Below are 13,866 nucleotides of genomic sequence, written 5' to 3' on the forward strand. Positions count from 1 at the left end.
AAATCAACTGTTTTTTTCAATGAGTTTAATAATTCTTATTACTGCAGCCACATTCCAGGCCATACTTATGGCTCCGCGCCCATGATGTGGAGGATTCCCGTTAAAGTATTCTGATATGGTGCTGATACAGTGAGCCGTCATCTCTTCTTCAAAATTTTCAACCATATTTTTTATGAATGAAATTCCTCCTTTTTTGTGAACTTTTATGTAAGCTTCAGCAAAAAAAGCAGCCAGCCATGGATATACTGCCCCCTGATGTATGGCCAGATTTCTCTGTTCAGTTGTTCCTTCAATAACTCCTTTGTAATATGGAGATGAAGGCGACAATGTCCTGAGGCCTTTTGGGGTCAGTAATTCTTTTTTTGCAATGTCCACAACCAGCTTTTGCTGTTCAATGGTTAGCGGCGAAAAATCCAGCGCTGCGGCAATTATTTGGTTTGGGCGAATGGCGTTGTCGTTATAATCTCCATGTACATAGTCGTACAGATACTGTTCGTCATTGTTCCAGAATGTATCAATGAATGATCTTTTTACGGTTTCAGCCAGTTTTTCGGCGTCTCGTGAGTTTTTGCCTTTGTTTCTTTTTTTGCAGTTTGCAGCATAATAGCAAAGTGCGTTATACCAAAGAGCATTTACTTCAACAGTATATCCCGGTCGCCAGGTCACAGATTCACCGTTGATGGTGGCATCCATCCATGTCAGGGGTAGGTTTTCTTGCTGAGCAAATAGTAGTCCATTTTCATGGATTTGCACTGATCCTTCTTTAAGGTGGGTGTAATATTTAATTATTTCGGTCATTACTTCTCCATAAATTCCGCAGATGTCAGATTCAGGAAACATTTTTTCTATTTCCTGAATTGTGAAGAATAACCAAAGCGGTATATCCACACCTTTGTTTATTTCCGCAGATATTTGACCTTCTAATTTCAGGTGGGTTGTTCTGATATCTTTGATGGCCTGGTTCAAAATTTCCAGATAAATTTCTTTTTCTTCCTGGTAGGCCATTAGTCCGGGTAAGGCAATCAGAGTGTCTCTTAATCGTTCCTTATACCAATGGTATCCTGAAATCAGATGTGCGGAATTTTCCTTCTTTAGGATAAATTGTTGCGCGGAATTGAGCAGGTTATTAAGTAGTGTGTCCCGTGGTGTTCTTTTCTTTAGCTCTTTGGTGAATCTTGCTTTTAGGCCTCCTGTTTTAATTTCTGAGGTAGATGCTGAAAAGACGATGGATTCGCCTTTCGAGATGTCCATCTCGAAATATCCTGGTACAAACAGATCTTCTTTAAATTCGTAACCTCTCTGCTGTTCTTTTATATATTCAATGCCCCTGAACCAGTCGGGTGCAGCAATAAATTCGTTCGACTTGTTAAACTGCATATGAAGATATGGAAAGCCCTCGTACATACTGATCTTTATGCCCTGGTCGCATGTTTCGTATCGGGTGTTTGCCTCCATGTTTTGATGGGTCAGTTCATGTACATTTCTGAAGGCTAAAAATGGCTTAAATCTGATTAAAGTGGGAGAATGAGCTTCAACAAGAGTCACTTTCAGGAGAAGCTGCTCTTCATTGTCTGACAATATAATTTCGGTTGACAACAACATGCCGCCAACCCGGTAAGTCCTCTTAGGCGTTAGATCCAGCTCAAAATCTGTAAGGTATTTATGGCCTTTGGGGTCATAGTGGTTTCCCTGGTATTTATGAATGCCCAGATTAAAGACCTGTTCGTGCTGCACCAAAGATATATCCAGGGCAGATAGCAGCACAAAACGTTCATAATTAAACCTGGCAATAGGGCATACCAGCATGCCATGGTATTTTCTTGTGTTACATCCAATGATGGTTGTACTGGAGTATGATCCGGCTCTGTTGGTCCGAATAACTTCCCGGTCAAGAGAGTATTCCAGATTTACCAATTTGGATTTGTCAAGGTTTAAGTAAGCCATATTTTGGTTATTTAGTTGGTTCTTTCCAGAATGAGGTTAGAAAATTATGTATTAACTATCATTTTCCAGTATCTCTGTCGGATGCCCATAAAAAAGGCAAAAACTGATGTTTTTGGTTAAGTTTTGCTCTCGGTTATTTAAGTGATGTTTGCTAATATTTTTGATAATTCATTCTAAAATAAATCATAAATACAATTTAATACATCAGGAATATCCTGTGCTCTATAAGTTCAAACATTCCTGAGAGAAATAATCTGATGGAAATGTTCGTGATGAGGTTTAACTCCGGATTTTTTTTGAGGAGAAAACAACTCTTTATTTCTTGTAGTAAATTACTGATAAAATAGGGCAATTTCAAATGTTTAACAATAATTTAATTTACCACTGTAGATAACAAAAAAGTGTTAACAATAATCTTTTAGGAATCTGTGTGTTATGAATGGTTCTGTTCTGGGTTTTCTAGTCATCGCTTGAATGGCGAGAGCTACTGGCGAGCAATTTATCAAAATGTTCTTTATCCTTTTCGATGAGGGTTTCGGGATAGCGGGTAGCGATGGAGTTTATCTGTTCCAGTGTGGATCTTAAAAAATTGAGATAGTCCGGAGTCATATTCCCTGATGGTTTATGCTGACGTGCTCGTTGTATTTTTATCGCCTCGCGATAAAAATTTTGTGCAGAACGGCTGAGTTGACTCTCAGCAAATCTTTTCCAGATATAATCAATGGCAACCTGATTTGGTTGTAGCATATCTCCATCATAAAACCTGTAATCCCTAAGTTCATCCATCATAATTTCATAGGCAGGAAAATACCATGCCTGCTCGAAAAGCGATGTGAGTTTTTCGATGGCCAGAAGCAATGTGGATTTGCTTAATTGATTTCCGTGTGCACCGTCCTTCCAATGTCTTACGGGGCTTAAAGTGAAGATGAGTTTAATTGAAGGGTTGAATACGCGAAGATTAATGATGAGATTTTTCCATTCTTCAACAATTTCATCACTGTTAAGCAGATATCTGTTGAAATAGTTTGATGGGAATTTGTGACAATTTGCGACCACCTGTTTAAGTTCCTTATGTTGGTAAACAAAGGCAGTTCCGAAGGTGACGATAATAAAATCTGTTTTTTGCAAAAACAGATGCGCTTTTAATGTAGAATTGTTGATTTCTTCAATGGATTTTTCGGGAGTTGTTTTGCTGAACTTTCCATGATGGTGAAAGCTGTGCCAAAGATGATTGTGAAGAAAAAGATCATTCTCTTCTGTTTTCTTGTTGGATAGGATGTTGTTGAAGGCTTGTAAAATTGAAATTGGATTGTATAGCACCCCGAAAGGATTGGTGATAGCTTTGAAGCGTGATTCCACCATTTGTTTGCCAATATTATCGGCAAAGCATGATCCCATGAAAAGTACTCGCGATTCCGGTCGTATTGGAATTTCTGCCGGATCAATTTTTACGATGGTTCTGAAAACATCGTTACTCATTTTGGTAACCGGTTTAATATTATTTGTGACATCCAGTTGTTTATATCTTCAAAAGCCTGGTCTGCAATAGGTTCGTTATGGATTTCGTGTAGCGTGTTTTCGTAACCAATAAATTTATATAATTGTGTATTCTTATTGGCAATTGATTCAGATGCCTCAGGTTTTGTGAGCGGATCTGATATGCCATGCAAAAATAGCAGTGGGGTTCTTACCGGATTCTGCCATTCTATAAGACTTTCCGTGCATTTGTTTATCTCATTGAACATTCTGATGGATATGCGTCCATGCATCAAAGGGTCTTTGTCCGCATTCTCCTTTTTTTGGGGAAGGCTGGTCATATGAGTTGATTTAATGCCTGTTGAAAAGGTTACTTCCGGGCAGATTGGGTCGAGCCATTTGCCGGCATTTTGGATAAATCGTGAAGGTGGTTTTATTAGTTTCAGCCAGGGTGAAGAGATGATGGCTCCTGCAAAGTCCTGTCGTCTTTTAACCAAAAATTCCAGAACAAGAGTTCCTCCCATACTGTGACCATAAAGGAATGCTGGTATTTCTCCAAAATTTCGCTTACTTCGACGTACCAGAGCCCCAATATCGTCTAAAAGGTCGCTGATGTGGTCAATGTGTCCTTTATTTCCTTCAGAAAGACCATGGCCCCGATAGTCCAATGCATAAATCATGAATCCCGCATCGCAAAACCGGCGCGCCCATGTATCGTATCGCAAAGCATGTTCTCCAATGCCGTGAATCAGACATACCGTTGCAATTGGTGATTGTCCCGGTTTCCAGTATCTGCCTTGCAGAACAGTTCCGTCGCGGGAAACGAGATTAAAAGTTTGATGACTTATTGCCATTGATAATTTCTGTAACTTGTGAATGAACTGTTACAAATCTAAATATATTTTCCATTCTTGGAAAGATATTTTTAAAAGAGAATAAAAGGAGATTAAATATTGTGTTTTTGAAATATCAGATATAAGAAGCTATTGTTGATTACAGCCTTATAGGGTTTGATATGTTTGCATTTGATTTTTAGTGTAAATTGAAGATCTAAAGTGTGCGCTTGTTTTTGCAATCAATATTTTTATCTGCGCTGGCATAGTTATATCCTCGCTCCTAAATTTTCTTATGTGTCTTATGTGGTTCGGCAATGAAATTGTGATTCCGCATAAAACCATTGAATTTTGTCCGTTTTACAGCAGATCCTCTGAAAAGTTCAGAGAACTTTTCGGGTGTAAGTTTTTCCCATTCTACTGGAGTCATTTTCAGTAGTTGTTCCGAAGGCCTAAAATCCGGTTCGTCAGTGTCTTTTGCTTTTCGATTCCAGGGGCAAACTTCCTGACAAATATCACAGCCAAATACCCAGCCATCCAATTTCCCTTCAAAGTTTTCGGGTATGTCATCTCTGTTTTCAATGGTAAGATAAGAGATGCAGCGGTTGGAATCAATTTGCCTATGAGGCAGAATGGCTTGTGTAGGGCAGGCATCGATGCATCGGGTACATCCGCCACAACCGTCGTTTACAGTTGTTTGATTGTAGGGTAGCTCCAAATTAACTACCAGTTCTGCAATGAACACCCATGAACCAAGTTTCCGGTTTATCAGCATGCTGTTTTTTCCAATCCAACCCAAACCTGCTTTTACGGCAAGAGTTCTTTCCAGAAGGGGGGCGGAGTCCACGAAGTATCTTCCCTGTAAATCCGGGTAGATGTGTTCGCGTATATAATCGAAAAGAACAGATAGTTTTTTACGAATGGTGTCGTGGTAGTCTTTCCCGTAGGCGTATCGTGAGATTTTTGGAAAGTTAGTTGAAAGCTGGTTGTTCTGCTGGTTGTAGTTTTTGAGAACAGTAATTACCGAGAGGCTTCTTTCAACAAGTAAAGCGGGGTTTACCCGCTTTTCAAAATGGTTGTTCATGTATTTCATGCCGGCGTTATAGCCATTGTTGAGCCACTTTTCAAGGCGTTCTTTATCCTCGGTAAGTTCTGTTGCAGGGGAAAATCCAACATCATCAAACCCCAATTCCAGAGCTTTATCGCGAATTGTGTTGGCGATATGTTGCTGCGTGAGGTTCATCCCGGCATGTTTATAGCAATCCCAGTTCCAACAGGGCTTCGTCGCTTAACATATCCCGACTCCAGGGTGGGTCAAAAGTCATATTGACTTCCACCTCCTTAACTCCTTTTAGATCGGCCACCACTTCGCGCACCTCTTCAGGTAATGAGTCGGCAACAGGGCAGTTGGGCGATGTCAGAGTCATTACAATGCGAACTTTTCCGTCATCCTCTACATTCACTTCATAAATCAATCCCAGATCGTATATGTTCACAGGGATTTCCGGATCGTAAACAGTCCTGATGGCACTTACAATCTCCATTTCCAAGCCTAAAAATTCATTGTCCATAATCCTTGTTTTTAGTCGCTTCTACCAGTATAACCCTGTTCCTGAAAAGATGTTTAAAAGGGATTCTTAATTTTCCATCTTTGTTTTGAATGCCAGAGCATACATCCTCATTTGTTTTACCATAGACACTAGCCCGTTGGAACGGGTGGGAGAGAGGAGCTCTTTTAATCCTATTTTATCGACGAAGAAGAGTTCTGATTCAAGAATTTCATTGGGTTTGCGCTTGTCCAGAATTCTAATCAGAAGTGAGATAATCCCTTTAACAATGATGGCATCGCTGTCGGCCATAAAGCGAATTTTGTCGTCATCAAGCCAGGCATGCAGCCATACTTTCGCTTGGCATCCTTCAATCAGATTTTGTTCTGTGCGGTGTTCCTCTTCAAAACTTTCTAGTTTATTGCCAATTTCAATGAGAGATAGGTATTTATCCTCTTTCTCGGTGAGCATTGAAAACTCATCCACAATTTCATCCTGTATTTCTTTTATGGTCATTTTAATTAGTTTTGGAGGACAAATTTCACCATTTTTCGCTCTTTAACCAAATAGCTGTTTCACTTTTATTAATCCGTCCACAAGAGCGTCCACCTCCTGTTTGGTGTTGTAAAGGCCAAATGAAGCTCTGATGGTACCGGGAATATTAAATCTGTCCATCAGTGGTTGAGCACAATGGTGTCCGGTTCTTACGGCAATTCCCATTTTATCCAGCAGGGTGCCGGCATCAAAAGGGTGAATGCCTTTAATCAGAAATGAAATAAGGCTGGTTCTTTTTTCGGCGGTTCCATAGAACTGCATGCCTTCAATGGACGAAAGCCTGTCGAAAGCATATTGAAAAAGTTCCGTTTCGTGCTCGCAAATGGTGTCGAAACCAATGGCACCAACGTAGTCCATTGCTGCTCCCAGACCAATGGCAGCCACGTAATCGGGGGTGCCGGCTTCAAATTTGTAGGGCAATTCGTTGAAGGTGGTTTTTTCAAATGATACAGATTGGATCATCTCTCCGCCACCTTGCCAGGGAACCATTTCGTTGAGCCATTTCTCTTTTCCGTAAAGAATGCCAATGCCTGTTGGGCCGTAAAGTTTATGACCGGAAAAAGCGTAAAAGTCACAATCCAGTTTCTGTACATCTACCGGAAGGTGCTGAATGGCCTGTGCTCCATCTATCAGAACGGGAACGTTAATATTGTGTGCTGCTTCGATGATTTTCTCCACCGGGTTTATGGTGCCCAGAACATTGCTGAGATGGGTTACTGCCACCAATTTGGTTTTAGGATTGAGAAGGTTGTGAAACTCTTCCATATCCAGAGAACCATCATCGTTTACAGGAATTATGCGCAGGATAATTCCTGCTCTTTTTTGAAGCAGCTGCCAGGGTACGATGTTGGAATGATGTTCCATGGCGGATATGATGATTTCATCATCTTTCCCGAGAAAAGTCTCTCCAAACGAATGAGCCACAAGGTTGATGGCCTCAGTGGTTCCGCGGGTGAAAATCACCTCTTTTTCTGATGCTGCACCAACATATTTAGCTGCTTTCTTTCTGGCATTCTCAAATGCTTCTGTGCAAAGGTTGCTGAGGGTATGAACTCCCCGGTGAATGTTGCTGTTAATTTCCAGATAGACTTTTTCCATGGCCTTAACCACCTGATTAGGTGTTTGGGTGGTTGCACCGTTGTCGAAATAAACCAAAGGCCGCCCGTTAACCGGGCGGCTTAATATTGGAAAATCTCTGCGTATGGCTTCTATCGGATAATTAATCATCTACCTTATATCATTAAATTGTAAGACTTTTTGAATGACAGATATAAGATTCAATTAAGATTCTTATTATCAGTAAATCACATAGCACTAGATTAGGGTTGTATTTAATAAATAATCAGCCGGATAGGATGTTTTGCGAACCATTATTACAAAAGTCAGATTATTGGTTCTACCTTGACACTTTCTTTTATGGCAACCCTGAAGATCGGCAATTATCAACTAATACTTCTTGCTTTGCGGCTTTTTATTACACGCTTTTGCCCTTTCAGGGCAGCTGTGGGTTTTATTAATATTCATAGGGCTTTGCCCTATGTTATTGATTGCGCCCCCGTTGGGGCTCTACAGAATTCGACTTTAAGCGGATGGCAATTTCCCAAAAAAACCTAAACTCTAAACCATCAACTCTCAACCCTATACCCAACTATACACAACTCAGTCCGCGCTTGTCCACTTGTCCACAAACCACGCAAGAGTCACATTTATCCAACTCACCGCGGAATCGTTTTTCAACCAGTTCCCTGATTTGTTCTTTGAGCTCTGGCATTTGAATTTTTTCAATCACTTCGTATGCAAAAGCAAACCTTAGAAGTATGTTGGCCTCTTCTTTGCTGATGCCTCTTGCACGCAGATAAAACAATGCATTGTCATCCAGTTGACCAACCGTAGCTCCGTGGCTGCATTTTACATCGTCGGCATAAATCTCTAACTGCGGACGGGTATTCATTTTTGCATTTTCGGTGAGCAGCAAGTTGTTGTTGCTTTGGTAGGCATTGGTGCGTTGAGCATCCTTTGCCACCAGAATTCGTCCGGTGAATGCGCCGGTGCTGGCATCGTCCATCACCCCTTTAAACAGTTCGTTGCTTTCGCAGTCGGGAACGGCATGGTTGATGTATGAGAAATTATCCACATGCTGGTTTTTATCAATCAGGTAAAGTCCTGAAATATGGTTTTCGGCATGTTCCCCACCAAGACGCGCAAAAATGTTGTTTCTGGCAATTCCGGTATGCAGGGTGAAATAGTTTGCATTGAGAACCGACTGTTTTTCCTGATTGAAATAGTAACCTCCAACCTGAATGGTTCCGTTGTGCTGATTTTGTATATTGTAAAAATCCAGGTTTGACGTGCCGTCAATCTGCGCTTCGGTCACCGAGTTGATGACAAAACGGCTTTGAGTCAGCGTGTGGTCACAGAAAAGAACCCGCGCCTGTGCATTTTCCTCTATCACAATCAGGTTTCGCTGATTTACCATCAAATCTTTCTCGCCGGTAAGGATATTGACAATCTGGATTGGTTTTTCAACAACCTTTCCTGCCGGAACATGAATAAATATGCCATCGGTGGCATACATGGTGTTGAGTGCAACCATTCCGTCTTCCGTAACAGGAGCTATTTTGGAATAGTATTTTTCAACAATGTGAGAATGTTTTTTCGCCAATTCGAAGAAGCTTCCAATCACAACTCCTTGCGGAAGCACGTTTCCGTTGCTTCCCGGAATGAACTTTCCGTTGACCATGAAGACAGTATGCGACTCCATGCTTTCAACATCACATTTGAAAATCTCGTCTATTTTTCCCTGATATCCATTTTCGCTGAAAGAGTATGCATACTGAGCCTTAAACCATGGTTGAAGGTTGGTGTATTTATACGCTTCTACCTTGTTTGAAGGGATTCCCAGTTGCCTGAATGCTTCTTCTGCTTTAGTTCTCCATTGGTTGACCAATGGAGAAGCATCCTTTTCAATGAGGTTTCGACTTTCATTGAAAAGGTTCAGCAAGGATGTATCTTGTTCTGCTATCTTTACCATAACTATTCCTCAAACTCTTTTTTTATCCAGTCGTAACCTTTTTCTTCCAACTCTCGGGCTAGTTCTTTGCCTGCCGATTTTACAATTCTTCCTTTGTAAAGAACATGAACGTAATCCGGCTCAATGTAATCCAGAAGGCGCTGGTAGTGGGTGATTAATATGGTGGCATTGTCGCTTCGCTTCAATTTATTAACACCGTTGGCAACAATTCGCAACGCATCAATGTCTAATCCTGAATCCGTTTCATCAAGGATGGCGAGCTTTGGGTCTAGCATGGCCATCTGAAAAATTTCATTTTTCTTTTTTTCTCCACCAGAGAAACCTTCGTTTACCGAGCGGTTGGTCAGGTCTGAATCGATGTCAACCAGTTTTTTACGGTCGCGCATCAGTTTTAGAAAATCGCTGGCCGACAGTGGGTCTTCGCCCTTGTGTTTTTTTTGCTCATTCAGTGCGGTACGCATAAAGTTTGTCATGCTGACACCCGGAATTTCAACCGGGTACTGGAAACTAAGAAAGAGTCCTTCTCTGGCCCGGTCTTCCGGAGCCATGTCAAGAAGGTCTTGTCCGTTAAATTCTACAGCTCCTTCGTTGACTTCAAAAGCTTCGTTTCCGGTTAAAACTGCGGCTAAAGTACTTTTGCCCGAGCCGTTGGGGCCCATGATGGCGTGTATCTCTCCGGCTTTTACTTCCAGATTGATTCCACGAAGAATCTCTTTGCCATCTATTTTTGCATGCAGGTCTTTTATTTTAAGCATTGTTGTTATCGTTCTAATGTCGTTTCACGACTGGATTATACATTGTTGTTATTTTGCACTCTGTCTTTTTCGAGTGTTTATTTATAATATTAAAATGCGGTTATCCTACGCTACCTTCAAGACTAATCTGAAGAAGTTTTTGTGCCTCAACAGCAAACTCCATCGGAAGCTGGTTGATAACCTCTTTCACGTATCCATTCACAATCAACCCGACGGCATTTTCTGTATCTATCCCTCGTTGGTTACAGTAGAATATCTGGTCTTCACCAATTTTTGATGTGGTGGCTTCATGCTCTACTTTAGCGGAGTTGTTGTTAATTTCCAGGTATGGAAATGTGTGAGCCCCACATTTATCTCCAAGTAAGAGCGAGTCGCATTGCGAGAAGTTTCTGGCGTTTTCGGCTCTTTTTGAAACTTTCACCAGTCCCCTGTAACTGTTTTGGCTGAATCCGGCAGAAATTCCTTTTGAAACAATAAGACTTCGGGTGTTTTTCCCGAGGTGAATCATTTTTGTACCGGTGTCGGCCTGTTGGTAATTGTTTGTGAGCGCTACCGAGTAAAATTCTCCAACGGTATGGTCGCCCATCAACACACAACTTGGATATTTCCAGGTAATGGCTGAACCGGTTTCCACCTGCGTCCATGAAATTTTGGAGTAATCACCTTTGCAAATTCCGCGTTTGGTTACGAAATTAAAGATTCCGCCTTTCCCATTTTTGTCACCGGGATACCAGTTTTGAACTGTAGAATATTTTACCTCAGCACGGTCTAATGCCACAATTTCAACCACCGCAGCATGAAGCTGGTTCTCGTCTCGCATAGGAGCTGTACAGCCTTCCAGATAGCTTACATAGCTGTCGTCCTCAGCCACAATTAAAGTCCGCTCAAACTGTCCTGTATTCATCGCATTGATGCGGAAGTATGAGGAAAGTTCCATGGGACAACGGACTCCTTTAGGAATGAAAACGAAAGATCCGTCGCTGAAAACGGCTGAATTGAGAGCTGCGAAAAAGTTGTCGCCGGGCGGAACTACCGAACCAAGGTGTTTTTTCACCAAATCGGGATACTCCTGGATGGCTTCTGAAATACTACAAAATATAATTCCTTTTTCCGCAAGAGTTTCTCTAAAAGTTGTTTTCACGGAAACACTGTCGATGATTGCATCAACTGCAACGCCTGCAAGCACTTTTTGCTCGTCCAAGGGAATCCCCAGCTTGTCAAAAGTTGCCCTAAGTTCCGGATCTACTTCGTCCATGCTTTCAAGTTGCGGTTTTTTCTTAGGTGCTGCATAGTAGATCATATCCTGAAAATCGATGGGTGGAATTTTAAGATGAGCCCAGTCGGGAGATTCCATTTTCAGCCAGTTTCTATAAGCTTCCAGTCTGAATTCAAGCATGAATTCAGGCTCTTTTTTTCTTCTGGAAATCTCTTTTATGACCTCCTCATCCAACCCTTTGGGAAGCATGTCCATTTCAATATCGGTATGAAAACCATACTGATACTCTCTGTTGGTTACTTCTTCCAGTAATTTATCCTGTTCTGTTGCCATAATGCACTCTAAAATTGTTTGTTTAATTCGGATTTCCGGCATTTATTAATCCCGGTAAACCATTTTCTTCCTGCAAATGTTGTTTGCAGGATTACATTATATGAACCCTTGTAATAGTATGAACAACATTGCTCATAAAGGGTTCAACGCAGTTTGTTATATAAACAGTAGAAATATAAACATGGTTTATATTGTTACAGGTTTATATTTTGCTTTTTCTTGATGCTTATTTAAGGAAGGGGGTAATTCCGCTTCAAATTTACAAAACTATTTAGATTAATTAAACTTAAAGATGTTAATGCTTGTAATGTAGTATATTGAATTGTTGTGGAATTAGCTTACTCATAGGATTTAGCATTTATGCTAAATCTATTTAAAAAAGACAAAAATATCCGATATTAATGTTATCATGAGTTTATAATCTTATTTGATTCTGGATATCCAATTTTTTTTGGCCTGAAATTCATTTTGTCGAAATAGGGGCGTAGCCCTGATATCTTGATACTTAAAATACAACTCACCGCAATTAGTAATGGGTGCGATTAACCTATCATACTGATTTTATGTGTTTGAAATTTGCATTATAAGGTCACATAGAACTCCTCCCGAAACCTCGGGACTCGTTTCAGGGCTAACGCCCCTGAAACACAAATAATAAAGGCTATCGGCTGTCATTATGATGTTTCTATCTTTTATCATTTGTTTTCGTCACTCCCGAATCATCGGGGCTCGTTTCATCATAATTGCAGGTTGAAATATGGTTAATCACAAACATTTTCGATACATTTATTTGAATATTTACGCTGATTTAAGTTATGGAAAACTCAAAAAAGAGATTAAGACAACGCTTGTACCGGATTATCTTTGAATCGGACACTTATACCGGACGGATGTTTGATGTGTGGTTGCTGATTTTTATAGTTTTGAGTATAGCAGTTGTGATGCTGGAAAGCATGCCTGTTGTGCGGGAAATTTACCACTCCAAACTAATCAGTTTGGAGTGGTTCTTCACCTTCATATTTACCATAGAGTATTTTACGCGAATATATTGTGCTCCCAATCGAAAGAAGTATCTGTTTAGCTTTTTAGGAGTTATTGATTTTCTGGCTATTATTCCTACTTACATAGCATTTACTTTTCCCGATGCACAAACATTTATAGTTATACGAGCGATACGTTTGTTACGTGTTTACCGGATTTTGAAGTTGTATCATTTTGTGAGAGCAGGTAATCTCTTATTGTTAGCCGTTCGCAGAAGTCTTCGCAAGATATTTATCTTTATGATGTTTATACTTATCCTCGTGGTGATGCTGGGAAGCATTATGTATGTGGTGGAGGATGGTAAAAACGGGTTTTATAGTATTCCGCTTAGTATTTATTGGGCCGTTATAACCCTAACCACCGTTGGTTATGGTGATATTGTGCCGGTTACCGCTCTTGGCAAGTTCTTGGCAACCTTTATCATGTTGTTGGGATATAGTATTATCGCCATTCCTACGGGAATTGTTTCCGTTGAGATGTCCAGAACATTTAAAGACACGACTGAAAGTGACAAAGAATGTCATGGTTGTGGAGAACCAAATCATACCCCAACCGCAAACTTTTGTCGAATTTGCGGAGCGAGGCTTGATCAGATCTCGTGATTTCCGGGATATTAGCTATTTCTGTTAATCAATAACATTGAAATTCCATAAACTAGTGAGTAAATTCCAATGAATACAACAATCATTCGAGAACTTTCGAAAGGATTAAATATCAGAATTAAACCCATAATAAACGACAATATTCCGAAGAGAAGGCTCAGTTTTCCGCTAAATCCAGCCTTGGAGATTCTGTAAAAACTCCAGATAAATATGGCACCAAGTAAAATGGCCCATATTCCGATGATGGTAACAAAAAGTGCTGCTGCAGTTTCAGGTTGTACGAGAATTAAAATCCCCAATAGAGCAGCAATGATGCCTTCCGTCAGTTTTCTTTTGTAGCTGTACCCGGTGTCTCTTACTTTAAGCGCACTGGCAATGGTTGTAGCTCCTCCGAGCAGTACAGCAATGCCAAAAATCATGGCAAAAGTTACAATGGTCAGTGTTGGGAAAAGTAATATAATTACTCCAAATAGGAGAGCAATAACACCTGGTAATTGTGAGGGACTTCTTTTTTCTATTATTATTGGTGTCAT

The 13,866-nt window shown here is 40.6% G+C and carries 12 protein-coding genes; 1 reads left to right on the forward strand and 11 read right to left on the reverse strand.

The window, feature by feature from the left end:
• Positions 1-3 precede the first annotated feature (3 nt).
• The 10 genes from B5X70_RS08325 to sufB all read right to left on the reverse strand — a co-directional run bounded on the left by B5X70_RS08325 (position 4) and on the right by sufB (position 11,690).
• Complete coding sequence (locus B5X70_RS08325) at positions 4-1,944, reverse strand: amylo-alpha-1,6-glucosidase (protein WP_079557440.1); 1,941 nt, start codon at positions 1,942-1,944, stop codon at positions 4-6.
• Between the two features lie 459 nt (positions 1,945-2,403).
• Entirely contained in the window at positions 2,404-3,423 is a 1,020-nt protein-coding gene (locus tag B5X70_RS08330; protein ID WP_079557441.1) for a GSCFA domain-containing protein, read from the reverse strand.
• Positions 3,420-4,274, reverse strand: coding sequence for an alpha/beta hydrolase (locus B5X70_RS08335; RefSeq protein ID WP_079557442.1), 855 nt, complete (start codon positions 4,272-4,274; stop codon positions 3,420-3,422). Before B5X70_RS08335 ends, B5X70_RS08330 begins: the two co-directional genes overlap by 4 nt.
• Positions 4,275-4,536: 262 nt before the next feature.
• Positions 4,537-5,496, reverse strand: a complete 960-nt coding sequence (gene queG, locus B5X70_RS08340) for a tRNA epoxyqueuosine(34) reductase QueG (protein WP_079557443.1) — start codon at positions 5,494-5,496, stop codon at positions 4,537-4,539.
• 10 nt (positions 5,497-5,506) lie between these two features.
• Positions 5,507-5,824, reverse strand: a complete 318-nt coding sequence (locus B5X70_RS08345) for an SUF system Fe-S cluster assembly protein (protein WP_079557444.1) — start codon at positions 5,822-5,824, stop codon at positions 5,507-5,509.
• A gap of 66 nt (positions 5,825-5,890) precedes the next feature.
• Complete coding sequence (locus tag B5X70_RS08350; protein WP_079557445.1) at positions 5,891-6,316, reverse strand: SufE family protein; 426 nt, start codon at positions 6,314-6,316, stop codon at positions 5,891-5,893.
• A gap of 42 nt (positions 6,317-6,358) precedes the next feature.
• A complete protein-coding gene (locus B5X70_RS08355; protein ID WP_079557446.1) occupies positions 6,359-7,582 on the reverse strand; it encodes an aminotransferase class V-fold PLP-dependent enzyme in 1,224 nt (407 codons plus the stop codon).
• A 421-nt stretch (positions 7,583-8,003) separates the two neighbouring features.
• Positions 8,004-9,386 (reverse strand): Fe-S cluster assembly protein SufD, encoded by a 1,383-nt coding sequence (gene sufD / locus B5X70_RS08360; RefSeq protein WP_079557447.1) that lies wholly within the window; start codon positions 9,384-9,386, stop codon positions 8,004-8,006.
• Positions 9,387-9,388: 2 nt separating this feature from the next.
• On the reverse strand, positions 9,389-10,141 hold the full coding sequence (gene sufC / locus B5X70_RS08365; RefSeq protein ID WP_079557448.1) for a Fe-S cluster assembly ATPase SufC: 753 nt from the start codon (positions 10,139-10,141) through the stop codon (positions 9,389-9,391).
• Between the two features lie 100 nt (positions 10,142-10,241).
• On the reverse strand, positions 10,242-11,690 hold the full coding sequence (sufB, locus tag B5X70_RS08370) for a Fe-S cluster assembly protein SufB (protein ID WP_079557473.1): 1,449 nt from the start codon (positions 11,688-11,690) through the stop codon (positions 10,242-10,244).
• Between the two features lie 815 nt (positions 11,691-12,505).
• On the opposite strand from sufB, the gene B5X70_RS08375 reads away from it, so the two are divergent.
• Positions 12,506-13,333, forward strand: a complete 828-nt coding sequence (locus B5X70_RS08375; RefSeq protein WP_079557449.1) for an ion transporter — start codon at positions 12,506-12,508, stop codon at positions 13,331-13,333.
• An 11-nt stretch (positions 13,334-13,344) separates the two neighbouring features.
• On the opposite strand, the gene B5X70_RS08380 is transcribed toward B5X70_RS08375, so the two are convergent.
• Positions 13,345-13,866 (reverse strand): HdeD family acid-resistance protein, encoded by a 522-nt coding sequence (locus B5X70_RS08380; protein ID WP_079557450.1) that lies wholly within the window; start codon positions 13,864-13,866, stop codon positions 13,345-13,347.

It is taken from the genome of Alkalitalea saponilacus, from assembly GCF_900168165.1.
Lineage (GTDB): Bacteria > Bacteroidota > Bacteroidia > Bacteroidales > Marinilabiliaceae > Natronoflexus > Natronoflexus saponilacus.

Bases quoted from the DNA above. Each gene is read 5' to 3' on its own strand.
- B5X70_RS08345 (WP_079557444.1), bottom strand. From the start codon at position 5,824: ATGGACAATGAATTTTTAGGCTTGGAAATGGAGATTGTAAGTGCCATC.
- B5X70_RS08380 (WP_079557450.1), bottom strand. From the start codon at position 13,866: ATGACACCAATAATAATAGAAAAAAGAAGTCCCTCACAATTACCAGGT.
- sufB (WP_079557473.1), bottom strand. From the start codon at position 11,690: ATGGCAACAGAACAGGATAAATTACTGGAAGAAGTAACCAACAGAGAG.
- sufD (WP_079557447.1), bottom strand. From the start codon at position 9,386: ATGGTAAAGATAGCAGAACAAGATACATCCTTGCTGAACCTTTTCAAT.
- queG (WP_079557443.1), bottom strand. From the start codon at position 5,496: ATGAACCTCACGCAGCAACATATCGCCAACACAATTCGCGATAAAGCT.
- B5X70_RS08330 (WP_079557441.1), bottom strand. From the start codon at position 3,423: ATGAGTAACGATGTTTTCAGAACCATCGTAAAAATTGATCCGGCAGAA.
- B5X70_RS08350 (WP_079557445.1), bottom strand. From the start codon at position 6,316: ATGACCATAAAAGAAATACAGGATGAAATTGTGGATGAGTTTTCAATG.
- B5X70_RS08335 (WP_079557442.1), bottom strand. From the start codon at position 4,274: ATGGCAATAAGTCATCAAACTTTTAATCTCGTTTCCCGCGACGGAACT.
- B5X70_RS08355 (WP_079557446.1), bottom strand. From the start codon at position 7,582: ATGATTAATTATCCGATAGAAGCCATACGCAGAGATTTTCCAATATTA.
- sufC (WP_079557448.1), bottom strand. From the start codon at position 10,141: ATGCTTAAAATAAAAGACCTGCATGCAAAAATAGATGGCAAAGAGATT.
- B5X70_RS08325 (WP_079557440.1), bottom strand. From the start codon at position 1,944: ATGGCTTACTTAAACCTTGACAAATCCAAATTGGTAAATCTGGAATAC.
- B5X70_RS08375 (WP_079557449.1), top strand. From the start codon at position 12,506: ATGGAAAACTCAAAAAAGAGATTAAGACAACGCTTGTACCGGATTATC.